Raw genomic sequence first — 22,154 nt, forward strand, 5'->3', positions numbered from 1 at the left:
CGAAATCTTTGGCGAGATGACAGCGGAGCCGGACAAACTGGCCGTTTGCGTCCGCGGCACGTGAATGTTCGCACATGCGACATGAACGGCCAGCGGGGGGAAGCGGTCGAAACGGCAGCGCAGCTGAGTAACGGGCGAAAGTTGGTGATGGCCTGAATGGTGGCATATCAATGCGGTGTTCAGATGCCGTCAATTCTTAGTCGAGAAAAGCATTCGCCACATGTCATTGACTACCACTAGACCCCATGATCGGGCGGACAATCCACGCAGAACTGGCGGCATTGATGGCTGGGTTTGCGGACGAAAAGCTTGAGAATGAGACATCCCGATTGGTGCCCCATGGGCACCTGCCCGAGCGCGGGGCAATGACCGGTACCGGTCCTGTGCCCGTGAGGGTTCCGCGGGTGCGCGATCGTAAGCCGGGGAAGGAGAAGATCAGCTTTACGCCCAGCACACTGCCGCGATATCTGCGCAAGGCGAAATCGGTCGAGGAACTGCTGCCCTGGCCTAACCTCAATGGCGTCAGCACTGGTGATTTCAGCGAGGCGCTGGCGGCTCTTATTGCCCCGAACGCCAACGGGCTGTCGGCCAAAACGATCTCGCGGCTGAAGGCGGACTGGTGGAACGACTACGAGGCTTGGCAGAAACGCAGCCTGGGCAACCGACGTTTCCACTACATCTGGCCTCACGGGGTCTATTTCAAACCGCGTTTGGCTGAGGAAAAGCAGTTCTGGGTTTCGCCTAGAAACGAGATACTCCGTCCCACTCTCAAGAAGCCTCGGTGACGCTAGATGCTGTCGAAACCCGTGCCTTGGGTTGAAATGTCGGCGACCCGCTAAACCGGCGCACCGACAATCACGTCTGTATGATCATTTTCGCGACCAGCTCGGCAGCGTTCTGCACCCCCAGTTTTTTCATTACCGAGCTCCGATGCACCTCTACCGTCCGGGGGGATATGCCCATGGCAATCCCGGTTTCCTTGCTAGTGTAGCCGTTGACGGTATAACGCGCGACCTCGCGTTCGCGTGGGGTCAAAGTCGCTGCATCAGAAGGGCGGTGTTCTAGGTGCTGGAATGTCCATACCATCAGCCGAAAAGGATCGTTCGGGGTCAGGGTGCGCCCGCACGCCCGCGTCCAGATGATCTCGCCGCTGCGGCACTGCATGAAACGTTCATCGCTGTAGCGCGGCCGCTCATCCAACCAGCGACGCCAACGCGTCCCGGTCTTTTCGTAATCTACGCTCGAAGGGTAAAGGATACGGATTGACTGACCCTCAAGCTCGTCGCGGGTCCAGCCAAAAATGCGCTCCATTTCTGTGTTGACACGCTGGATCACTCGATTGGAGAGCACCGTCAAACCGATGGGCGCATCCATGAATCCGGTGAAGCAGAGATCGGTTTCCGAGATGTGGTCGTGATCCATCGCCCGTCCTTTCGCTGCATCTGCATCTACGTAGTAGCTACGTATTTTAATACGTAGATCCCCGAATACCAGCCGACTCTTCTTTCCGTCACTGTCGAGGGGGGAGGACGACACATGACGCGTGACATCTATATCACCGGTTCCGGCCACACTCGTTTCGGACGGCTCCAGTCTTCGCTCGAGGCGCTGATTGTCGAGGCGGCGCGCGAGGCGATAGAGGAGGCACAGATTCCGCCGGCGGATATTGACGCCGTATTCCTCGGACACTTCAATTCCGGCCTCGTACCTGATGGGTTCGCCTCATCCCTCATCTTACAGACTTTTCCCGAACTCAGATTCACACCCGCCTCACGATGCGAAAATGCGTGTGCCTCGGGTGCCGCTGCCATTCATGCCGGGATCAACGCCATTCACGCCGGAGTTGCCCGCAACGTGCTGGTCGTGGGCGCCGAGAAGATGACCCATCGTGCGACCCCCGATGTCACCGCAGCGCTTGCAGGTGCAGGGTATCAGAATGATGCAGCGGAAGCCGCGCTCAGCTTTCCCCAGGTCTTCGCCATCGCAGCCCAGCAATACGGCGCGCAATACAGCGACCCCTTGGATGCCATGGCTCGGATTGCGGCAAAGAACCATGAAAACGCAATGAAGAACCCGCTGGCGCAGATGCACAAACCGCTTGCCTATGATTTCTGTCAGCAGGTCAGCGACAAGAATCCACTCATCGCCCCGCCGCTGCGACTGAGCGATTGTTCGTTGGTGACGGACGGAGCTGCGGCTATCGTCTTGAGCGCTTCAGATGCCCATGCCGGCCGAGCCTCGGCCCGCGTGCGCATCGCCGCCGCCGAACATGTATCCGATTACCTGCCAATGAGCCGGCGCGATTTCGTTGCGTTCGAGGGTCCCGAGCGCGCCATTCGCAGCGCCTTTCAGTCCGCAGGTATCACGGTCAGTGACTTGGACTTTGCAGAGGTGCACGACTGCTTCACCCCCGCGGAGCTGCTGATCTACGAAGCGATGGGCCTTGCGCCAAAAGGTGAAGGTGCGCGCGCGCTCGAGGAGGGGACCGTGTTTGCCGACGGGCGCACCCCGGTAAACCTGTCGGGCGGGTTGAAGGCAAAGGGGCATCCTGTCGGCGCGACCGGCGTGTCGATGCACGTCCTGGGATTCCGGCAACTAACCGGACGCGCGGGCGAGATGCAGCGTAGGGGTGCGGAATGGGGGCTTGCCTTCAACATGGGGGGCGCGGCCGTCGCCAATTACGCGACGATCCTGCAGGCCGATCGGGCGTGATGAAGATTCAGGGGTCGTAGAACGATGAATATCGCAAATTGGCTATATCAGACGGCCTTATCCTGGCCCTCTCGCCCGGCGCTCTTCAAGGGAGACCTCCTACGGCAGGATTATCAAGCGCTGTTGCAGTCAGTATCCGACCGGGCTGCCTGGATGCAGGAGGAACACGGGATCAGAGCAGGGGACCGGGTCGCGATTTTTGCCAAGAACGCACCAGAGTATATTGAGGCGTTGCACGCGTGCTGGTGGCTGGGTGCCATCGTGGTTCCCGTCAATTGCAAACTGCACCCCCGCGAGGCCGAATGGATTATCCGCGATTCTGGAGCGTCGCTGACTCTGACAGAGGACGGGGCAACCTTCGTGGACGATGCCGATATTTACGAGGCCGCGCTCTGCGCGCCTGTGGTGGGCGGGCATGGCGTCACGGCACCCGCGCATGTTGCGGATCACGATCTTGCTTGGCTTTTCTATACGTCAGGCACGACAGGTACGCCAAAGGGCGTGATGCTCAGCCATGACAATCTCCGTCACATGACGCTATGCTATGCACTGGACGTGGATGCCGCGCGCAGCGACGATCACTTGCTCTATGCCGCGCCCATGTCTCACGGGGCGGGTCTGTACATGTTCGCGCAGATCCGGGCGGGCGGGGCACATCTTGTACCCGACTCGCGGGGGTTCGACAGCGACGAGATCATCAGACTTGCCCGAAGCCGAGGCAATCTGGTGTTCTTCGCTGCCCCAACCATGATCAAGCGCCTGATCGCCACGGCACGCCAGCAGGGCTATGGCGGTGAGGGCATCCGCACCATCATCTATGGCGGCGGGCCGATGTATGCACATGACATCGACGAGGCGCTGGCCTGTTTCGGGCGCCGGTTCGTGCAGATTTACGGCCAAGGCGAGACGCCGATGACCATCTCGGTCCTACCACGCGATCTTGTGGCGGATCAGACCCACCCGCGCTGGCAGGCCCGACGTGCCTCGGTCGGCATCGCGCAGGGCGCAGTGACGCTGGCGGTGCTGGATTCTGAAGGAAATCCCCTACCTGCCGGACGTACCGGAGAAATCTGCGTCCAAGGGCCGACGGTCATGAAAGGCTACTGGCAGAACGAACGGGCCAGCGCGGAGACACTGAAGGACGGCTGGCTGCATACCGGCGATCTCGGCCATCTTGATGAGGACGGCTTTCTGTATCTCACTGACCGTTCCAAGGATGTGATCATTTCGGGCGGCACGAACATCTATCCGCGCGAGGTCGAAGAGGCGCTTCTGGCGCACCCGGCCGTGTTCGAGATCGCCGTGATCGGCGAGCCGGAGCCGGAATGGGGCGAACAGGTCGTGGCCTATGTCGTTTTCGAGCCAGGCAAAAGCGCCGGCATTCCCGAACTGGACAGCTGGTGCCGACAACAGATCGCGGCCTTCAAGCGCCCCAAGCGCTACGTGTTCGTCCAGGACCTGCCCAAGAACAGCTATGGCAAGGTTCTGAAAACCGATCTGCGGTCCCGCACGGGAGCCGAGACAACCCCAGCCTAGGCGGGGAGCACGATCCCCGGGCAGGAGGAGCCCGACACAACGGAGGAGACAATCATGAAAAGACGTGACTTTCTGAAAACCACCAGTGCAATTGCAGGTGCGGGAATGATCTCGGGCCTGCCCAGTTTTGCCCATGCAGCGACCTCGCTGAAATTCGACAGCTATGTTAGCGAAACCGCCGGCCCGTCATGGGTGGACCGCTGGTTTCTCGAGGAACTCGCAAAGCGCAGCAATGGCGAGATCGATATACGCTATTACTGGGCAGGCAGTCTGAACAAGGTCGGCGAACATCTCGGCGCGGTTCGCGATGGCACCAGCGAGGTGACTTTGATCTCTCCGGGCTACTATCAGGCTGAACTGCCTGTTACGCGCGGTCTGGAATGGTACTTCCGCATGGAGCGCGCCGATGAACTGCAACTGGTTTGCCGCGATGTGTATGAACAGTTCGAACCCCTGCGCCAGGAATGGGAGGACCGTCACCGCAGCAAGGTGCTGTACTGGACCAACTGGAACTATGCGCCGCTGGTAATGCGCAATCCGATCACCTCGATTGACGACATCAAGGGCAAGAAGATCCGCGGCTACGGCGTCGCCACCGACGTGATCGAAAGCCTAGGCGGCATCGCCGTGCCAATGGCTGCGGGCGAGGTCTATCAGGCGCTTGAACGCGGCGTGCTAGACGGGGCTTACGGTTTCGACTTCGTGACCGCCGTAGCCTACAAGCTGCACGAGATCGCGCCCAATTTCTACGATATCGGCGATGGCCCGCACGCACCGTCCGTTATCATCATGAACCGGCAGGTTTGGGAGGGTCTGCCCGCCGAACATCAACGGATCTGCACCGATCTGGCCAATGAACTCTACGCCGGAAAATTCGCCGAGATCTACAACAAGGTTTTGGCCGACTACACGCAGAAAGCCTTGGATGAAGGCGTGGTGCTGTCCTCCTTGTCGGAGGAGGAGAAGGCCCGGACAAAGGCCATCGTGCAACCGGCTCAGGTCAACAAGTGGATCGAGACCGTGGCGCAGACCAACGGCATCGATGGCAAGGCGATGCAGGCAGTTGTGGACGAAGCGATCGCCCGGCACGCCGGAACGGGCACGATGAAACGCCAGGTCGAAATCGCGGAAGGACTGTAGACCGATGCTGGCGCGTCTGAATCGCCTGAGCGACGGCATCGCCCGCATCACGTCATGGCTGGCGCTCGGCTTCCTTGCCTTCATGATGGTGGGCATCACCGTGGACGTGGTGGCGCGCGCCACCTTAGGGCGCTCGGTGCCAGGGCTTTTCGAAGTAACGGAAATGTCCATGGTGATGGTGGTCTTCATGGGGCTGGGTGCAACCCTGCTGGATGACGGACACATCCGGGTAACCATGATGACAGATGCGTTGCCCGGCCCGTATTCGCGCAGCTGCACTGCGCTGGCCTGGTTTTTCGCCGCGCTGACTTTTCTGTTGCTAGCCTGGCCCGCGACGCAGGAAGCGGTTTATTCGTTCTCGATCCGCGAATTCCGATGGGGCTATTTTCAGGTTCCGGTCTGGTGGGCCAAGATCGCGGTTGCCGCGGGGCTTTGGTTTGCCGCCCTGCAGGCGGCGTTGCACAGCCTGCGCATCGCGCTGAAACAGGTCGAACTGCCGCCAACCGGAACCGCACGTGCTGGCAAGGGGGAAACAGCCCTGCACTGAGCAGGGCTTTGCCTCCGAACGCGCGGGTCCCGGCGCTTTGGCGCGGGACCGCGATCCCACAATTCACAGGACAACGACAATGGATGTGACGATCATCTCCCTGCTTGCCGTTGGGTTAATTTTTTTCCTCATGGCTCTGGGAACCCCGGTCTTTGCCGCACTGGCCCTTTCGGGCGCCTTCGGCATTGTCATGGTTGAAAATCTGGCCTTTTTGCTGGCGCGACTTAAATCCTTCTCTTTCAGCAACACAGCCAATTACGCGCTCACGGTCATTCCGCTGTTCATCCTGATGGGCGCTTTCGCGCATCACGCGCAGGTCGGAAAGCGATTATTCCATGTCGCCAACAAGTGGGTCGGGCACTTGCCGGGCGGGCTGGCAATGGCGAGCATTCTGACCTCGGCAGGCTTTGCGGCGACCTCGGGCTCCTCGGTCGCCACAGCCGCCACTGTCGGCGCCGTCGCCATCCCCGAAATGAAGGAAAAAGGATACGATCCGCGACTGGCCTCTGGGGCGGTTGCCGCAGGCGGCGTGCTGGGTGTACTGATCCCGCCATCCGTACTGCTGATCTTTTACGCTGCCCTGACAGAGGTATCTGCCGGCAAGATGCTGATCGCGGGCTTCGTCCCCGGGATCATCACCATGTTCGCATTCATGATTGGGGTGGCCCTGATCGGACACCGCGTTCAGGATCGGTCCATCCGCGCCCTCAAAGCATCGTGGGGGGAACGCCTGACCTCGACCACACAAGCCTGGCAGGTTCTGGTGCTATTCGTGATCGTGTTGGGGGGCATCTATCTGGGCCTTGTGACCCCGACCGAGGCGGGCGCCGTGGGCGCGGTTGCCGCGCTGCTGATGCTCGTCTTTGCACGGCTGAACGGTCGGGATCTTCGTTATGCGCTGTCCGAAAGCTTTCGTTCGACTGCCACCACAACGGTGATGATCCTCTTTACTATGATCGGGGCAGGGATATTCAGCTTCTTCCTGACTCTCGTACAGGTGCCACAGATGGTCGCAGGTGCAATCACCGAAAGCGGCATTCCTCCTCATCTCGTCGTAGCGGTGTTGCTGTTGCTCTATATTCCGCTTGGGATGTTTCTTGATGCGTTTTCAATGATGGTGATCACCCTACCTATCGTGTTTCCCACAATCTCGGGTCTGGGCTTCGATCCGATCTGGTTCGGCATCCTTTGCGTCAAGATGTGCGAGATCGGTCTGATTACCCCACCCGTCGGCCTGAATTGCTTTGTGATCGCAGGGATCGACCGCGACACGCCGCTGCAGGACGTGTTCCGGGGCGCACTCTGGTTCGTAATGGTGGAGATTGCCGTCGTCGCGATTTTGTTCGCGTTTCCCGCAATCATTACCTGGCTGCCCGACACGATGATGGCCCAATGACATGACCGAAAGGAATACTATGAAACAGCGAGCCGAATATGGTACGGCTTTTATTACGGGCGGCGGCTCGGGTATCGGACGCGCAAGTGCTCTACTATTGTCACAGCGCGGCGCTCGGGTTGCGATCAGTGACTTAAACCTCGACGCCGCAAAGGAGGTTGCTCACGAAATCACCGCTATGGGTGGGGAAGCCGTCGCGGTGGCGTTGAATGTCACACATGTCGATGCTCTACCCGATGCTGTTAGCTGGGCAGAGGCGCGGCTTGGACCGACCGATATCCTGGTAAATAGTGCCGGCGTGATTCTTGTTGAGCCGCTATTGGAGTTCTCTCCTGAGACATTCAACACGGTCATGGAAGTGAACGTTACTGGCACATTCCGAGTCAGCCAGCACTTCGCTCGCGGCATGTCCGACCGTGGGTATGGACGGATTATCAACATCGCCTCAGTTTCGGGTATGCGCGCCGGCATCGGGCGGGCCGCCTATGGGACATCAAAAGCCGCCATCTTGGGTCTTACCCGCCAATTCGCCTTGGAATTGGCGGGGCGTGGCATCACGACTAATGCTGTTGCGCCCGGAGTGATTGAAACGCCTATGACGACGGCATGCTATACCGAGGAAACTTGGTCGCGTGTGTTGGCAATGGTCCCGACGCGACGCCGCGGGACGCCGGAGGACATCGCTGAGGCCGTGGCTTACCTTGCCAGCCCATCGGCTTCGTATGTCAACGGCGAGGTGCTAACCGTGGACGGCGGCTATATGGCTGCTGGCATGACCCAGACCGGCACTCTACAAATCTGAAGCGCGACTTTGGTCGTGCCTTATGATTCTGGACCGGGGGTGGTTTTGCTCCCGGTCTGGTTGATTTGTCATTCGGTGCTGCGGCTCGGGCGTGACCTGTTGGCGAAGGCTCAGGGAGTAGCAGCTGGCCGATGTCTGGGATCAGCTGCATCGGGTCTTGCTTGCACCAACTGCATCGCGCCTCATCTCGACTGGAGCCGGGCCTGCATGGACAGCGCGTCCATCGCGGCGAAAAGGGGGGCGAGGTCACCGGCCCTAGCCCCACGGATCGCGGGCGCCTCGGCACGAAGCGCCACATCGTCACCGACAGATGCGGTATTCCCCTGACAGTGCGCCTCAGCGGCGCAAACGTCCATGACAGCAGGATGATTGAGCCCTTGCTCGACGCCATTCCTCGCATTCGGGGCAAGCGCGGCCGACCACGCCATCGGCCCGGTAGGCTCCATGCCGACAAAGGCTATGGCTATCCCCGCTGTCGGAGGGCTTGCACCATACACGGCATCAAGCATCGTATCGCCCGAAAGGGTGTCGAAAGCAGCGCCCATCTCGGAATGCATCGCTGGGTCGTCGAGCGAACATTCTCCTGGCTCTCCAAATTCCGCCGCCTCGCTGTCAGATACGAGCGAAGGGCCGACATTCATCTTGCCTTCACCATCTCGGCCTGCGCCATCATCTGCTTCCGGGCCCTGACCACATGATTTTGAAATGCCCTCTAAGTTGCGGAAGCTGACGTCTTAGCCACAAGCCGACGATCATCGTGGACGAATGTTTCCGATGCGGTATCTACGGAGAGGTGAGGGCAGTTCGGCTCGGCCAATCAGGCTGAGAATTCAGCCTGATTGCGATGCCATGTTAGGTTTGCCCCATGGCAATGGACAGGTTCAGTATCTGCGCTGACAGACACCGGCATCGTCACACAGAGCACCCGCGCCTGCGCCGATGAGTGCTCCTTTTGCCGGATCCTCTTTGAATGCCTTTGCGATCAGCGCGCCTGCTACCGCACCGCCCGCAGCACGTTGAGCATCCGGAGAGATAGTCGATCCGCCATAGGGACTGGGCTCGCAAGCGGCCAGTCCCGCAATCAGGAAAGCTGCGGCGGAAAGACGAAGAGCGTTTTTTTTCATGATCATTGTCCTCATAGTTGGGCCGGCTTTTCCGTGGCCTCGAAGGTCTGATGAGGGGCAAGAATTACGCGGACATTACGGCGTTGTTATCCTACTTGCCTTTTTTCAGTTCTAATCAGGGTGTGCTCTGCCCATGCTGGACTGGCAATCTGATACGAAACGTCGCCCCGAACGAACCATCCACAATAGCCACATCGCCGCCATGTGCCTGCGCGATATCGCGCACCATTTTCAGGCCAAGGCCCGCCCCAGCACCATGCGGATTTCGACGATAGAACGGCTCGAAGACATGGCTCCGGTCTTCTAAGGGTATGCCAGGTCCCTCATCCTGAACTTCGATGATGCCCGAGGGGTACAGCCGAACCGCGATGGTGCCACGTCCATCACCATGCTGCACGGCATTCTGAAGCACATTGATGATCATTCTGTCTAAACTCTCGCGGTCACCTGTTATCCGCACAGGTTGCTCGGGCTTGTCGAGCGAAAGATCATAGCCGCGAGCCACGGCATAGGGTGCCAAGTCGGCGACCACCCCCGACAGGATCTCGCCCAGATCCAATCTGTCATGCGTCAGACTGCCTTGGCGGAACCGCTCGATCTCCAGCAGTTGGTGTGCCATGGCGGACAAGCGGCGGATGATCTGGCGAAGGTTGTCTCGATCAGGGCCATCCGGTAGCGCGTCGATGCGAAGCTGGGCTATGGCGATCGGCGTGCGCAATTCATGCGCTGCGTTCATGAAGAACTGCTCAGTCGCTTCAATGCCTGCATCCAAGCGGCTCAGAGCTTCATTCATACCTTCGATAATGGGGACGATTTCATCTGGCAGATCGTTGGACGGTAACTGGCGTCCACGGCTGTCATAGTCGATTTGTGCGACTTGCCGAGACACGTCTAGTATGCTCGCCAAGCTACGCCGTACGAAGGCTGGCACGATGGCGAGCGTCAGCAGAATGAGTACTGTTACTGGTACGACGATTACCATCAGGGCCAACAGAAGCGTGGCTTTGAAATCGCTGATGAACGCGCCGCCTCCAACCAGCAGGACGAGTTCACCTGCCGGACCAGAACGGCGCTCAAATTTGGCGGTAAGACTTGGATCGTCCTTTGCACTACGCATATCCATGGCTTTAAGGCGCGGGGCGTCGTCTATCATGTTCAGCGCAAATGCAGGCGGTGCACCTGACATCGCTCGCGCTCCATCCTCGGCCTCTACGATGAACCAGAAGGCTGGCGATGCCTCGCGTATCGCTTGCAAAGATTCGGTTGGGCGCACCACCAATGCGCCATCGTCATTTCGGACAATTGAAGCCGCCACCGCTCGTCCCGCCTCGCCGGAAACGATCACCCCGGAAAATGAAGCGTGGAACACAAGTCCGAGCATGATTACGGAAAGCACCACAAAGGCGACGATCTGGAAAAGTATCAGCCCCCGCGTGATCCGCCATCTCAGGGTCTGGGCGCGCCCGCTCATTCCTCCACCTCTCGAATGAAATAGCCTACGCCCCGAACATTGTGGATTTCAGCTCCAGCCCCGGCATCAGCCAATTTGCGTCGTAGCCGAGACACGTTGGCTTCGAGAGAGTTGGACTGGATTTCGTCGTCAAAGCCATAAACGGCATCTTCAAGCGCCGCTTTGACAACCGTGCGACCCGGACGACGCAACAGCGTTTCGAGTATGAGAAGTTCGCGACGGGTGAGGTCGATTTTTTGGCCGCTGACCCGTACTTCCCGTGCGGAGGTATCATAGGCCAGAGCACCAATGCACATCGTATCCACTACTATCTCGGGAGAACGGCGCAAAACGGCATGGATGCGGGCCAGCAACTCATCCACCTCGAAGGGCTTGGGAAGATAATCATCTGCGCCGATGTTCAGACCGTCGATACGCTGATGCGTCTTACCCAAGGCGGAGATGATGATTGCTGGAACCTGGCGCGGCGAGGCGCGCAGCATGGGCACGAGGCTAAGCCCGTCGCCATCGGGCATCTGCCGGTCGATCAGCACGACATCATGGACACCGTTAGCCAAAGCTTCACGGGCGAGTTCGAGCGTTTCCGCAGTGTCGACATTGATATTGTGACGTCGCAGGGCCGCACGCAATGCCTCGGCCATTTCCGGTTCATCTTCGACCAAAAGCAATCGCATCTGTTTCTCCGTCCGCTGCCCGGTGGTTCTGGCGCCCAATACTTACCGGAGCGTTACACGGCATGTGAGGGACATGAAAATGCGTGCCGATCTGGGGCCACGTAAGGTTGGCGTAACCATCGCTCCATATCGCACGGCAGAGTCCAGATCTTGGGAAGGATGGAATACATTGCCGATACTAGACCGACGCGCTTTCCTCATCAGCGCCATGCTTCTTTCTCTGTCACCTTCACTCTCCCTCGCAGAGGACGCCGCGGACGGGCTGCATTACACAACCTACCAATACGCCAGCAAAGGTGGTCAGGACCTGTACCTTGACCTGATCGTGGATCCATCGATCGAGACGGAAGGCCCGCGTCCGGTAATCCTTTACTCCTTCGGTGGCGGCTGGGAGCAGGGCGACCGTGGTAGCCGCGACAGCGTCGAAATGTGGAAGCCCTTCCTGTCCGAAGGCTATGCGATTGTGGCCATCGACTATCGGTTGGGCATCCGTGACGCCAAAGCATCCGGCGAGATGACAAAAGAGAACGGTACCGAGATGTACCTGCGCGCCATCGAATGGAGTGTAGAAGATCTGTTCGATGCAACAAGCTTTGTGGTCGATCACGCAGCAGAATGGAATGTGAACGCCGAGCAGATCGTCACCATTGGCGGCAGTTCGGGGGCCACCAACTCGCTGGTCGCAGAGTACAATTCTGCTAACTCAACGCCCCTGGCACAGGCGCATCTTCCCGCCAATTTCCGTTATGCCGGGGTCATCTCGATGGCCGGTGCTTTCTGGCTGCCAAAAGGCACACCGCTGGAATTCGCTGCGCGCCCCGCGCCAATCATGTTCTTTCACGGCGCAAAAGACTGGCTGGTGACCTATGACGAAGTGCAGGCAGATTTTGCAGGCTATGGTCCGGCCTATTACTTCCGCAAATACGCCGGGCCGGCCTATCCAAAATGGTTCGTCGATTATCCGCAGGGCGATCATGTGCTGGCCGCCCTGCCGCTGATGACGCGACAGTCCGAAATACTGGCCTTTCTGGAACGTCTGGTGATCAATCGCGAGGAACTGTCGATCCACACCGTGGAAGAGGCGACCGTCCCCAATTCGTTTGAAGGGCTAATGAAAATGCAAGAGTCCGAGGCGCGGAACCAATGACAGGCGCAGGAAACATGTTGAAACGGATCAAACTTGCCGCGCTTGGCCTGATGCTTACCAGTTTTGCCGCCTGCGGCTGGACACCCGCTCCAGAATACGCCGCCAAAGGTCCGGTCGAGGTGGCATTCATGGCCCGTGGCCCATGGCAGGTGAGCCGCTCGAACAGCGGCGAAGCCTGCACCAGTAAAGGCCATAGCTGCGATATCTGGGCGCCTACCGGCCCTGCAACGGACAACGCCCCTGGCCTGCGCGGCGGTCGACACCCGGTGGTCGCATGGGCGAACGGTTCGGGTCAAAAGCCCGAAGTCTACGCGCAATTTTTGGACCATCTGGCATCTTGGGGCTTTGTCGTCATCGCCCCACGTGACGAGATGACGGGCAACGGGCAGACGGTAGCTGATGCCGCGCGATATATCATCCTGCAGGGCGAAACTCGCTCCAGCCCGTTCTACGGCCGCATCGACCGCGAGCGTATGGCGGCGGTCGGTCATTCGCAAGGCGGCGCCTCGGTCGCGGCGCTGCACGCCCGCAACGCACCGCTGTTTCGCACCTATATGACCTATCACATCTCGCCCGACTTCTTCGCCCGCTGGTGCTGCGCAGTCGATCAGGCCAGCTATGCGGATCTGTCGCCGCGCGGCTCGATCTTTCACTGGGCAAGCCAGGTAGATAGCGGCAATCCAGATTGGTATGAGGTTGTCGGCGGCCACGCACCCAAGGCCTTTGCTCTGCTGCGCCATGCCGGGCACGAGGCAATCGGCCCGCGCCCGCGCCCCTATCTGGGTTACTCGACCGCATGGCTGATGTGGCAGTTGAACGGCGACCGTCGAGCAGCGGCGGCATTTGCTCCACAGGGCGAATTTTTCAACGACAACATCAGTTGGGCCGACAGCCGCGCCGCCCGCACCGGCCTGTGAGACAGAAAGGGCATAGGATGAAAAAGCCAGTTCTTGCCATTGCCGCCTGCCTTTTGGCGATGGCCACCGCCGCAGCCGCCGCGCCGCAGATAGCGGATGCTATCCCGCTTTATGGCGCGGAGAACCCGGGCAGCCCGAATGATGAGATGCTGACCGGATCGGGGCGTGATGTACGCAATGTCACCTATCCGACGCTAACGCCGGTTTTGCCCGCATCCGGAACCGCAAATGGTGCGGCGGTGATCGTGGCACCGGGCGGCGCTTTCATGTTTCTGTCAATGGACGGCGAGGGCTGGGACGTTGCTCGCGCCCTTGCCGATCAGGGGATTACGGCCTTTGTGCTGAAATACCGGCTGAACCCAACTCCGGCAGATCCCGATGAATACTCACGCGATCTGCTTACCCTGTTGTTTGGCGCAGCAGGCACAGATCCCGCCCCGGAGGTTCAAACCGCCCATGCAACCAAGGACGTCACCGCAGCCCTTGATCTGCTGCGGGGCCGCGCCGATGATTGGGACCTAGACCAGGATCGGCTGGGGATCATCGGCTTCTCCGCCGGTGCGATTGCTGCGCGGGATGCGGTGCTGAGCGGCGCCAACGCCGCGTTTCTCGGCAACGTCTATGGCCCGATGGAGGCGGTCAATGTCCCGGTCGAAGCGCCCCCACTGTTTGTTGCGCTAGCCATGGATGACCCCCTGTTCAGCCGCGGCGACTTTGGGCTGGCAACTGCATGGCGCGACGCCGGACGCCCTGTTGAAATGCATGTCTATCAAAGCGGCGGCCACGGCTTCGGGACTGGCAAACCGGGCGAAACCAACGCCCTGATGATGTCGCAATTCCTCGCCTGGCTGAACATGCAGGGCTTTTTGTCCGGCGAATAATCCGCCGTGGCAGCCAAAACAAAAAGGGAAAATCCGTGACAGTCAGAAACCCGCTGAGCATTGTTACGCGTTTGCTTGGCCGCACCGCAAAAATCATTACTTTCACCGCAATTGGCATTGCAGCATTGGTCGCTCTGTCCGCGTTTCTGTGGATCAGGTCGGTGCAGGAGAGCTTTCCCGAGCTGACCGGCGTGCCACAGATCGGCACATGGTATGGCCTCTACCCCGAGGGTGCCCGCTCGGCCTTGGATGAGCCGTATCACGGCATCTTCAAACGTGGTTCATCCAACAACGTGATGGTGCTGTTCAACGGCGGCGGTGTCAGCGTGAATGCAGAAATGGCCTCTGGCCCCGATCGTACATTCAACACGGATACCGGCGGTGATGTCATGGCCAAGATTGGTCTTGGCGGCGACAACAAGGACAGCCCCTTTGCTGACTGGACGGTCATCAACCTCCCCTACACGACCGGAGATTTCCATATCGGCACGGGGGATTTCACCTTTCTTAACGCTCAAGGCGAAAGAGAAACGATCCACCATAATGGGTTTCTGAATTTCGATTTGGTGATGGCAGAAATCATGCCGCACCTTAATACCCCTGACCACCTGCTGATCTCGGCCCATTGCCGCCGGTCAAACCCAACTCATGCCTCAGGGCAGCATTCGTCGAAGCGGTCGCTCAAACACCTCGCAGCGAAACGTTCGACTTGATGTCGGCGATGCGGGACGGAACGAACGTTCGCGGCGCTCCGAAACCCGAAGCAATTGCTGCGCCGCCGCGAGATCGCGGTTGTGATGATCGGGATGAGGCCATGACAATCGTCATGCGTCCGGCACCGAGCCCGGAGATTGCGATCATCCGACGGGCCGGGGCTGACCCTAACCGTCGCTCGTCACCTTTCGCAGCACTTCAAACACCAGCGCGTCGGACATTTGGCTGACGTTGAAGCGCATCCAGTCGATGGCACTTCCTGATAGGCTGAACACATTGCCCGGCGCGAGCACGACATCGCATTCGAGCGCCCGGCGTGCGGCCTCTGCTGCATCAAGGCGCCCTGGCAACTGGCACCAAAGGTAAAATCCGCCGCGGGGCATCAGCTTTGTGCGGATGCCCAGGGCTTCCAGCCGTGCCGCGACGGTGGTTCGCGCAGTTGCAAGGCGACGGCGCAGGGTCTCAATATTTCGCCGATAGGCGCTGTCTGTGATCGCGGCGTGGACAATTCCGGTGACCAAGGCGTCTGGACCGCCAAAATTGGTCGCGATCTGAAGATCCGTCAGAGCTTCGATCCAATCAGGGCGCGCCGCGATGTATCCGCAGCGCATCGCGGGCGAGAGGATCTTGGAGAAACTGCCGATCCGGATCACGCGTGCAAGGCCGTCGAGCGTGGCGAGACGGGCCGAAAGCTCTGGCTCGAACCCGGCGAAAATATCGTCCTCGACGATAACTACATCATGCGCTGTGGCGGCGCTCAGGATCCGGTGCGCGACCTGTGCCGTCATCGTCGCGCCACTGGGATTATGGAGGGCGGAGTTCGTCAGATAGAGCTGCGGCGCTGACTCGATCAGGATTTTCGCGAAGGCATCCGGATCTGGACCGGTCGCCATGTAGGGGACGCTGACGACTTTGACCTGATGCGCGCGTAGGACGGCGTGGAAATTGAAATAGCAGGGATCATCGACCAGAACCGTGTCTCCGGGGCGCAGCAGGAAACGACATATCAGGTCTATGGATTGGCTGCCCGATGGGGTGAGCAGGATCTGATCGGGGCTGGCATTCAGCCCCTCGGACTGGAACTGCCGTGACAGATGGCTGCGCAAGGCCGACAAACCGCGGGCGCTGCCATAGTCGCTGAGAAGAGCGGTATCAGACTTCGCAGCTGCACGGATCGCCTTGCGCAGGCCTTCCTGCGCCAGCCAGTCTGGTGGCAGCCAGCCGCAGCCTGGCCGGATCGCCGAGGGCGCCGCATCGAGAGACTGTCGCGAAACCCAAAGCGGGTCGACCGCCCTATCAAGACGCGGCCCCACCTCGGCCAGCGCGAAGGGCTGGGTGCTGGAACTGACATAGAAACCCGACCCGGGGCGGGATCTGATCGCGCCATCGGCGGCGAGCCGATCATAGGCCTCGACCACAGTGGAGGGGGAGACCGAGAGGCTGGCTGCCATACTGCGGATCGACGGAACTCTATCTCCGGGCACCAGAATGCGCGCGGCGATCCTGGACCGGATCGTTTCCATAACCGCGGTGGTGCGGTTTGTCATGGCCTCGTCCCTCATCTGTATGGGCATTACGACCAATACGGTTTATCGAAATCATATGGGTCTGTATCTGTCCGTAAATTGCCCGACTTGCTACGAGCGTCCAATGCAAAAGGACGGTTGGTATGCAGAAAAACTTGGCAGGATGGGGCAGCGGTTTGACCGGCGTGGTGATCTTCAGCGGCTCGCTTCCCGCGACTCGGATCGCGATCGGAGGCTTCTCCCCGATGTTCCTGACCTCGGCCCGCGCCGTGATCGCGGCGCTGGTCGGTAGCCTGCTTCTCTTCGCCCTACGCGAGACCCGGCCAGAGCGGCGGGATCTGCCAGCGCTCGCCTTGGTTGCGGCGGGTGTGGTCGTGGGTTTTCCACTGCTGACCGCGCTTGCGCTTCAGCACATCTCGGCGGCTCGCTCTGTCATGTTCATCGGCCTTCTGCCGCTCTTCACCGCGCTTTTCGGCGTGTTGCGCGGCGGGGAACGGCCACGCACCGCGTTCTGGCTGTTCTCAGGGTGCGGAAGTCTGGCGATCGTGGCCTATGCGCTTGCGCAGGGCGGTGCTGGATCGCTGGTCGGCGATCTGATGATGCTTGCGGCCGTCGCGCTATGTGGTTTGGGCTATGCTGAGGGAGCGACGCTCTCGCGACGGATCGGCGGCTGGCAGGTGATTTCCTGGTCGCTTGTGCTCGCATTGCCGATCATGGCCGGACTATCGTTCGCGACGCTGCCAGCCAACTCAGCGGTGATCACGGCCCCGGAATGGGCTGCACTTGGCTACGTCTCGCTTTTCTCGATGCTGCTGGGCTTCGTCTTCTGGTATCGCGGCCTTGCGATCGGCGGCATCGCGGGGGTGGGTCAGTTGCAGCTTCTACAACCGTTTTTCGGCCTGCTTCTGGCAGCTGTGCTGATCGGCGACGCGGTTAGTCCGGCGATGCTGGGCATCACACTTTTCGTAGTAGCATGCGTCTGGGGCGCGAAGCGGTATTCCTGAAGAGACGTGCGATGTATCTTCCCGAAGCGTTCGAAGAACGCGATCCCGTTGAGGTTGAGACGGTCCTGAGAGATTACCCGCTGGCCTGCATTGTGGCTCAGACTCAGGAGGGGCTGGTCGCGAATCATATTCCGCTGCTGATGGGACCGGACGGTTCGTTGATCGGACATGTTGCACTGAAGAACGACATCCATCGGCTGCTCGCGCCTGGGCAGCAGGTTCTGGCAATCTTCCGTGGCGAGGACGCCTATGTCACGCCCAACGCCTATCCGTCGAAACCCGAACATCATCGGCATGTCCCGACATGGAACTATCAGGTGGTCCATGCTCATGGGACGATCACGTTCCAGCACGACGAGACATCGAAACGCGCAGCGGTGGGCCTGCTCACCCGCGACCACGAGCGCCGCCTGAACGGCAAGGCGGCTTGGCGCATGGCCGACGCCCCGGCAGACTACATGACGCAGATGCTCGGCGCGATCGTGGCGTTTCGTATTGCGGTAACGAGAGTTGTCGCGAAATCCAAACTCAGCCAGAACCGAGAACCGCGAGATCACGCCGCAGTTACCGAGGATCTTGATGCGCGTGGCTTTGGAAGTCTAGCAGGGCGCATGCGACGCCAAGGGGGGCGGTCGGTTGAGTAGGCGCGCAGCGTGAGTTTCCGAGGAGCGCTTGAATGTCGGTGATGGGCTCCGACCAACATGCTGCGGTGTGGAAATTAGCAGATTTGGCTGAGGCGGGCGGCCTGCCCCTCGGATAGGGAAGGTCGAGGCCCTTTGCGGACAATTGGCCCGTCACTATGCTGCGCGGCAGCATTCAACGAAGCCGCCCCTCAGGCAACGCGCAGCGAAATCCTTGATGAGATGGGAGCTATGCGGACGAAGCCGCCGCTCGTCGGGCGGGCTGCCGTCGTAGCCGCCCGTCACACTTCTGGGACATTGCCGCCATTCGCCGAAACGAAGAACTTACTTTTCTCACTCGGCATGAGGGAAGCGACAAAAGTCCAGCTAACAACGATACGAACTCCCCGTCGGTTGCCGGTGGCGGCAGATTACCCACCTCACCACAGCGCAAAGCCATGCAGCCGATGTGCCGCGTGCAGCCAGTTCAACGTCTCTGCCAGCGGGATCAGGGACAGGAACACCAACGCATCCCGCGTATTGCGGGCCAGCGTGCCCATGTCGACGGTGACGCGCGGCGGTGTGCTGAACCCCGACAAGTCCGGCACGATCCGCGGCACTCGCGCGGCATAGGCATCATAGGCTGCGCCAAACATCCGGCGCAGGTCGCGCTCCTCGCGCTTGGCGGTTGCGGTCAGGATCGCCAGCACCATCCCGGCCACCAGCAAGGTCAGCGTGAAGCTTTCCAGCATCAGTCCGAACCCCGTCGCCCCGATGGTCGAAAACAGGTAAAGCGGATGGCGGCAGATAGAATACGGCCCGTCCTGCATCACGGTTCGGTTCTTGTGCCCGCCGATATACAGGATCGCCCAGAACCGTCCCAGCACGGCCGCGACGACGCACAGGATGCCCGCGCCATGCAGCAGCGCAGCGGGCAGTCCATCGACGGCGGGCGCGGTGAACAGCAGCACCGGCAGCAGGGCCAGCGTGGCAAGACGCAATCCGGCGATACGGATTTTCTGGTTGAACGGGTGGGCAAGCGTTGCGGTCATGGAACCCTCAGGATGTATAGCCGAGCCACGGCTCCAACGCTTCCCAGCTTTGGTCCATCGGCCATGCGGCGGTGTAAGGAATGGAGATGTGGCCGTAGCGGAACGAGATCTGCGCCTCGGCGGCATCCTCGTCCTGTGCCAGCGTCGCCAGCAGCAGCGCCGAGGCAAGGCCCGTGCGGTCCGCGCCCGACTTGCAATGGATCAGCACCGGCTTGGGGGCCGTGCGCAGCAGCGCCACAAGCTCTGCCGCGCGATCCTGCGACAGCGCCTTGCCCGCCGACATGCCGAAATCGTAATGCGCGATGCCAAGACGCGCCGAGGCCGCAAGTTCTTCGTCATACCAATCCGTCCCGAAATGCTCGCCGCGCAGGTTGATGACGCTGCGGATGCGGGTATCCGTCACCCAGCGGTCCAGATCGTATCCGGAAGGCTGGGCCGAGCGATAGGCAACACCATCCACCACCGGATGGAAGTTGCCGTTCATCTGAAGGTTGGCCAGATACCCACCCGGCAGGGCAAGGCACAAAGCGGCGGCGAGGAGAAGCTTGCGATACATCATGCCGCCCTGTTCGCGCGCCAAGCTGACACCAAGCTGAACGCTGGCCTTCGTCGACGCAGCGACTATGCTGGCGGTGCGGAGGCACGGATGCGGATATTGCTGATCGAGGACGATGCGGGGCTTGGCCCCGCCGTGCGCGACCGCATCGCGGGCGACGGCCATCTGCCCGACTGGGCCGAGGATCTGGCGACCGCCCGCGATTTCCTGGCGACTGTCACCTACGATCTGGTGCTGCTGGACATGATGCTGCCGGACGGTCACGGGCTGGCTCTGCTGCGGCAAATGCGGCAGGCACGGAACGCCGTTCCGGTCATCATCCTGACGGCGATGGACCGCATCACCGACCGGATCGACGGTCTGAACACGGGGGCCGACGATTATCTGGTCAAGCCCTTCGATCTGTCCGAACTGACCGCCCGCATCGGTGCCGTCGCACGGCGTTACGCCCGCGATCCCAGCCCCCACATCACCGTTGCCGGATTGGAGGTGAACCTTGCAGGGCGGCAGATCACCGGTCCCGAAGGCGCAATCGATCTGGGCCAGCGCGAATGGATTATCTTCGAGACTCTGGTGCAGGCAAAGGGCACCATCGTCTCGAAATCGCGGCTCGAAGACCGCCTCTATTCCTTCGATGCCGAGGTCGAGAGCAACACCATCGAGGTGTATGTCAGCCGCCTGCGCAAGAAACTGGGCAAGAACAGCGTGGAGACGCTGCGCGGCCTCGGCTACCGGATCGCGCGATGAAAGCCCGCAGCCTGCGGCGCGATCTGGCGCTTGGCCTCGGGGCGGGGCTGACGGTTCTGTGGATCGTGGCGATGCTGGGCGCGGCCCTGATCGTCCGCGAGGAACTGGACGAGGTTTACGACAGCCTGATGGAGGAAACCTCCGACCGCCTTCTGCCCTTCATGGCGGGGCCGGAAACGCCCGCCCTGCCGCCGCGGGCCGAGGCACTGCTGACATGGGCGCTGCACGGCGCGGTCGGCGTGCGGTATTCCGACGATGCCGACCCCGCCGATTTCCCCGCAAACCCGCCCGAAGGGTTCAGCACTGCGGGCGATCAGCGCCATTTCGTCCGCAGCTTGGATGGGATGACACTGGACATCGCAAGTCCGCTTCAGGAACGACGCGAGGCGCTGCAAGGGGTGATGACCGCGCTGATCCTGCCCGCGCTGGCGCTGTTGCCGGTGTGTCTGCTGGGGATCGTATGGTTCACCAACCGTCGCCTACGCCCCGTCGCGGCCTTGTCTGCGGAAGTCGCAGGCCGAAGCCCCGGCGATCTGCGCGCGCTGACGACCCCTGCGCTGCCCGCCGAACTGGCCCCCGTGCGGGACGAGATGAACCGCCTGATGGCCGATCTGGCCGAAACGTTGGAAGCGGAGAAGGCGTTTTCCGCCAACGCCGCGCATGAACTCCGCACTCCTATTGCCGCCACGTTGGCGCATGTGCAGCTTTTGCGTGATGCCTCGGACGGCCCCCTGCGCGCGCGCGCCGAAAAGGCCGAGGCCGAGTTGAAGCGCGTGGCTCGACTGGCCGAGAAGTTGTTGCAACTGGCGCGGGCCGAGCACGCGACGAGCATTGCACCGCTAGCGGATGTCGCCCCGATCCTGCGCCTTGTCGCCGCCGACTTCGGGCTGACCGCAGATGTGCCGGATGCGCCCGTGTCGCTGCGGATCGACGCCGACGCCTTCGCGATCCTTGCCCGCAACCTGATCGAGAACGCCGTCACCCACGGCACCGAAACGACCGTCCGGCTGGACGCGGATGGCACGCTGCGTATCGCCAACGACTGCGCCACAATCCCGCCTGAAAAGCTGGCCCACCTGACCCGTCGCTTCGAACGCTCCGGCGCACGCACCGCGGGCTCGGGCCTTGGGCTGGCAATCGCCGCCGCCATCGCGGAAAATGCGGACATGACGTTGAGGCTTCATTCGCCGCGCGAAGGCTCAAATCAGGGGTTTGAGGCCGTCATGCTCTCAGGCCCGACAGATGTTGGTAAGCCAAGCAGGCTGAACGCCGTTCTTATCTGAACAGCGTTACTACTCTGCACACCAATATCTAGCCGATCGGGGCCCGTGCGACTGAAGCCATGTCGCCTATTGCAAACGGCTGCTTTGGGCGCTCCGAGCAACATGCTGCGGTGCAGCAAGTGGCAGGTGGGGCTGAGCGGGCGTCTTGACCATCGGAATAGGGAAGGTCGGCCCTTACCTGCCGCTCGGCCTGTCACCATGCTGCGCGGCAGCATTCACCGAAGCCGCCCCTCACGCACTGCGCAGCGAAATCCTCGGAGACATCGTGGCGATGCGGACTTACCTGCAGTTTGCAGATGCAGCGG

General features: G+C 60.8%; 21 protein-coding genes and 2 pseudogenes. 16 read left to right on the plus strand and 7 right to left on the minus strand.

The genetic code is table 11. From position 1 onward, the window contains the following. Positions 1–263: 263 nt before the first annotated feature. Positions 264–728, plus strand: a pseudogene (locus GL286_RS15625) (transposase); the annotation flags it as partial. 127 nt (positions 729–855) lie between these two features. On the opposite strand, the gene GL286_RS15630 reads toward GL286_RS15625, so the two are convergent. Beyond that, positions 856–1,422 carry a LuxR C-terminal-related transcriptional regulator gene (locus GL286_RS15630; protein ID WP_155096512.1) on the minus strand — a complete coding sequence of 189 codons (567 nt, stop codon included), beginning with the start codon at positions 1,420–1,422 and terminating at the stop codon, positions 856–858. A 114-nt stretch (positions 1,423–1,536) separates the two neighbouring features. On the opposite strand from GL286_RS15630, the gene GL286_RS15635 reads away from it, so the two are divergent. From GL286_RS15635 to GL286_RS15665, 7 genes and pseudogenes are all read left to right on the plus strand, one after another. Beyond that, positions 1,537–2,712: a thiolase domain-containing protein gene (locus tag GL286_RS15635; protein ID WP_155096513.1), complete on the plus strand. Its 1,176-nt coding sequence runs from the start codon at positions 1,537–1,539 to the stop codon at positions 2,710–2,712. A gap of 24 nt (positions 2,713–2,736) precedes the next feature. Continuing rightward, positions 2,737–4,248: a class I adenylate-forming enzyme family protein gene (locus GL286_RS15640; protein WP_155096514.1), complete on the plus strand. Its 1,512-nt coding sequence runs from the start codon at positions 2,737–2,739 to the stop codon at positions 4,246–4,248. A 54-nt stretch (positions 4,249–4,302) separates the two neighbouring features. Continuing rightward, entirely contained in the window at positions 4,303–5,388 is a 1,086-nt protein-coding gene (locus GL286_RS15645; RefSeq protein ID WP_155096515.1) for a C4-dicarboxylate TRAP transporter substrate-binding protein, read from the plus strand. A gap of 4 nt (positions 5,389–5,392) precedes the next feature. Next, positions 5,393–5,935 (plus strand): TRAP transporter small permease, encoded by a 543-nt coding sequence (locus GL286_RS15650; protein WP_155096516.1) that lies wholly within the window; start codon positions 5,393–5,395, stop codon positions 5,933–5,935. A 79-nt stretch (positions 5,936–6,014) separates the two neighbouring features. After that, the gene (locus GL286_RS15655) at positions 6,015–7,331 is read left to right on the plus strand and encodes a TRAP transporter large permease (protein ID WP_155096517.1); all 1,317 of its coding nucleotides are present in this window, start codon (positions 6,015–6,017) and stop codon (positions 7,329–7,331) included. A 19-nt stretch (positions 7,332–7,350) separates the two neighbouring features. Continuing rightward, positions 7,351–8,133 carry an SDR family NAD(P)-dependent oxidoreductase gene (locus GL286_RS15660; RefSeq protein WP_155096518.1) on the plus strand — a complete coding sequence of 261 codons (783 nt, stop codon included), beginning with the start codon at positions 7,351–7,353 and terminating at the stop codon, positions 8,131–8,133. An 85-nt stretch (positions 8,134–8,218) separates the two neighbouring features. Next, positions 8,219–8,831, plus strand: a pseudogene (locus tag GL286_RS15665) (IS5 family transposase); the annotation flags it as partial. 183 nt (positions 8,832–9,014) lie between these two features. Here GL286_RS15665 and GL286_RS15670 read toward each other — a convergent pair. From GL286_RS15670 to GL286_RS15680, 3 genes are all read right to left on the minus strand, one after another. Continuing rightward, positions 9,015–9,257, minus strand: a complete 243-nt coding sequence (locus GL286_RS15670) for a YMGG-like glycine zipper-containing protein (RefSeq protein WP_246184978.1) — start codon at positions 9,255–9,257, stop codon at positions 9,015–9,017. A gap of 115 nt (positions 9,258–9,372) precedes the next feature. Beyond that, the gene (locus GL286_RS15675) at positions 9,373–10,728 is read right to left on the minus strand and encodes a sensor histidine kinase (RefSeq protein ID WP_155096521.1); all 1,356 of its coding nucleotides are present in this window, start codon (positions 10,726–10,728) and stop codon (positions 9,373–9,375) included. After that, complete coding sequence (locus tag GL286_RS15680; protein WP_155096522.1) at positions 10,725–11,402, minus strand: response regulator transcription factor; 678 nt, start codon at positions 11,400–11,402, stop codon at positions 10,725–10,727. Before GL286_RS15680 ends, GL286_RS15675 begins: the two co-directional genes overlap by 4 nt. 79 nt (positions 11,403–11,481) lie before the next feature. Between GL286_RS15680 and GL286_RS15685 the strand changes: the two genes are divergently transcribed. Genes GL286_RS15685 through GL286_RS15700 form a run of 4 tightly spaced genes read left to right on the plus strand, consistent with a single transcriptional unit; the run spans position 11,482 to position 15,060 of the window. Further along, positions 11,482–12,549, plus strand: a complete 1,068-nt coding sequence (locus tag GL286_RS15685; RefSeq protein ID WP_155096523.1) for an alpha/beta hydrolase — start codon at positions 11,482–11,484, stop codon at positions 12,547–12,549. A 17-nt stretch (positions 12,550–12,566) separates the two neighbouring features. Then, the gene (locus GL286_RS15690) at positions 12,567–13,466 is read left to right on the plus strand and encodes a poly(ethylene terephthalate) hydrolase family protein (RefSeq protein ID WP_170295234.1); all 900 of its coding nucleotides are present in this window, start codon (positions 12,567–12,569) and stop codon (positions 13,464–13,466) included. 17 nt (positions 13,467–13,483) lie between these two features. Further along, the gene (locus tag GL286_RS15695) at positions 13,484–14,347 is read left to right on the plus strand and encodes an alpha/beta hydrolase (protein WP_155096525.1); all 864 of its coding nucleotides are present in this window, start codon (positions 13,484–13,486) and stop codon (positions 14,345–14,347) included. Between the two features lie 35 nt (positions 14,348–14,382). Then, positions 14,383–15,060: a hypothetical protein gene (locus GL286_RS15700; protein WP_155096526.1), complete on the plus strand. Its 678-nt coding sequence runs from the start codon at positions 14,383–14,385 to the stop codon at positions 15,058–15,060. Between the two features lie 168 nt (positions 15,061–15,228). Here GL286_RS15700 and GL286_RS15705 read toward each other — a convergent pair whose 3' ends face one another. Further along, positions 15,229–16,608 (minus strand): aminotransferase-like domain-containing protein, encoded by a 1,380-nt coding sequence (locus tag GL286_RS15705; protein WP_211596380.1) that lies wholly within the window; start codon positions 16,606–16,608, stop codon positions 15,229–15,231. Positions 16,609–16,730: 122 nt separating this feature from the next. On the opposite strand from GL286_RS15705, the gene GL286_RS15710 reads away from it, so the two are divergent. Both GL286_RS15710 and GL286_RS15715 read left to right on the plus strand, forming a co-directional pair. Further along, positions 16,731–17,591 carry a DMT family transporter gene (locus GL286_RS15710; protein ID WP_155096528.1) on the plus strand — a complete coding sequence of 287 codons (861 nt, stop codon included), beginning with the start codon at positions 16,731–16,733 and terminating at the stop codon, positions 17,589–17,591. Further along, positions 17,561–18,235, plus strand: a complete 675-nt coding sequence (locus GL286_RS15715; protein WP_246184979.1) for an FMN-binding negative transcriptional regulator — start codon at positions 17,561–17,563, stop codon at positions 18,233–18,235. Before GL286_RS15710 ends, GL286_RS15715 begins: the two co-directional genes overlap by 31 nt. Positions 18,236–18,651: 416 nt before the next feature. Here GL286_RS15715 and GL286_RS15720 read toward each other — a convergent pair whose 3' ends face one another. Together GL286_RS15720 and GL286_RS15725 are read right to left on the minus strand one after the other, a co-directional pair. Further along, positions 18,652–19,263 carry a methyltransferase family protein gene (locus tag GL286_RS15720; protein WP_155096530.1) on the minus strand — a complete coding sequence of 204 codons (612 nt, stop codon included), beginning with the start codon at positions 19,261–19,263 and terminating at the stop codon, positions 18,652–18,654. A 7-nt stretch (positions 19,264–19,270) separates the two neighbouring features. Beyond that, on the minus strand, positions 19,271–19,843 hold the full coding sequence (locus GL286_RS15725) for a tyrosine-protein phosphatase (RefSeq protein WP_246184980.1): 573 nt from the start codon (positions 19,841–19,843) through the stop codon (positions 19,271–19,273). A gap of 66 nt (positions 19,844–19,909) precedes the next feature. Between GL286_RS15725 and GL286_RS15730 the strand changes: the two genes are divergently transcribed. Together GL286_RS15730 and GL286_RS15735 are read left to right on the plus strand one after the other, a co-directional pair. Further along, on the plus strand, positions 19,910–20,566 hold the full coding sequence (locus GL286_RS15730; protein WP_155096531.1) for a response regulator transcription factor: 657 nt from the start codon (positions 19,910–19,912) through the stop codon (positions 20,564–20,566). Then, the gene (locus tag GL286_RS15735) at positions 20,563–21,849 is read left to right on the plus strand and encodes a sensor histidine kinase (protein ID WP_155096532.1); all 1,287 of its coding nucleotides are present in this window, start codon (positions 20,563–20,565) and stop codon (positions 21,847–21,849) included. Before GL286_RS15730 ends, GL286_RS15735 begins: the two co-directional genes overlap by 4 nt. Positions 21,850–22,154 lie beyond the last annotated feature (305 nt).

Origin of the sequence: Paracoccus aestuariivivens, from assembly GCF_009711225.1 — a bacterium.
In the GTDB taxonomy this organism is placed as follows: domain Bacteria; phylum Pseudomonadota; class Alphaproteobacteria; order Rhodobacterales; family Rhodobacteraceae; genus Paracoccus; species Paracoccus aestuariivivens.

Coding starts and splice junctions, on each gene's coding strand:
- GL286_RS15715 (WP_246184979.1), top strand. CDS start 17,561: ATGCGTCTGGGGCGCGAAGCGGTATTCCTGAAGAGACGTGCGATGTAT.
- GL286_RS15660 (WP_155096518.1), top strand. CDS start 7,351: ATGAAACAGCGAGCCGAATATGGTACGGCTTTTATTACGGGCGGCGGC.
- GL286_RS15685 (WP_155096523.1), top strand. CDS start 11,482: ATGCGTGCCGATCTGGGGCCACGTAAGGTTGGCGTAACCATCGCTCCA.
- GL286_RS15710 (WP_155096528.1), top strand. CDS start 16,731: ATGCAGAAAAACTTGGCAGGATGGGGCAGCGGTTTGACCGGCGTGGTG.
- GL286_RS15720 (WP_155096530.1), bottom strand. CDS start 19,263: ATGACCGCAACGCTTGCCCACCCGTTCAACCAGAAAATCCGTATCGCC.
- GL286_RS15655 (WP_155096517.1), top strand. CDS start 6,015: ATGGATGTGACGATCATCTCCCTGCTTGCCGTTGGGTTAATTTTTTTC.
- GL286_RS15730 (WP_155096531.1), top strand. CDS start 19,910: ATGCGGATATTGCTGATCGAGGACGATGCGGGGCTTGGCCCCGCCGTG.
- GL286_RS15735 (WP_155096532.1), top strand. CDS start 20,563: ATGAAAGCCCGCAGCCTGCGGCGCGATCTGGCGCTTGGCCTCGGGGCG.
- GL286_RS15675 (WP_155096521.1), bottom strand. CDS start 10,728: ATGAGCGGGCGCGCCCAGACCCTGAGATGGCGGATCACGCGGGGGCTG.
- GL286_RS15705 (WP_211596380.1), bottom strand. CDS start 16,608: ATGACAAACCGCACCACCGCGGTTATGGAAACGATCCGGTCCAGGATC.
- GL286_RS15650 (WP_155096516.1), top strand. CDS start 5,393: ATGCTGGCGCGTCTGAATCGCCTGAGCGACGGCATCGCCCGCATCACG.
- GL286_RS15630 (WP_155096512.1), bottom strand. CDS start 1,422: ATGGATCACGACCACATCTCGGAAACCGATCTCTGCTTCACCGGATTC.
- GL286_RS15680 (WP_155096522.1), bottom strand. CDS start 11,402: ATGCGATTGCTTTTGGTCGAAGATGAACCGGAAATGGCCGAGGCATTG.
- GL286_RS15695 (WP_155096525.1), top strand. CDS start 13,484: ATGAAAAAGCCAGTTCTTGCCATTGCCGCCTGCCTTTTGGCGATGGCC.
- GL286_RS15635 (WP_155096513.1), top strand. CDS start 1,537: ATGACGCGTGACATCTATATCACCGGTTCCGGCCACACTCGTTTCGGA.
- GL286_RS15640 (WP_155096514.1), top strand. CDS start 2,737: ATGAATATCGCAAATTGGCTATATCAGACGGCCTTATCCTGGCCCTCT.
- GL286_RS15670 (WP_246184978.1), bottom strand. CDS start 9,257: ATGAAAAAAAACGCTCTTCGTCTTTCCGCCGCAGCTTTCCTGATTGCG.
- GL286_RS15645 (WP_155096515.1), top strand. CDS start 4,303: ATGAAAAGACGTGACTTTCTGAAAACCACCAGTGCAATTGCAGGTGCG.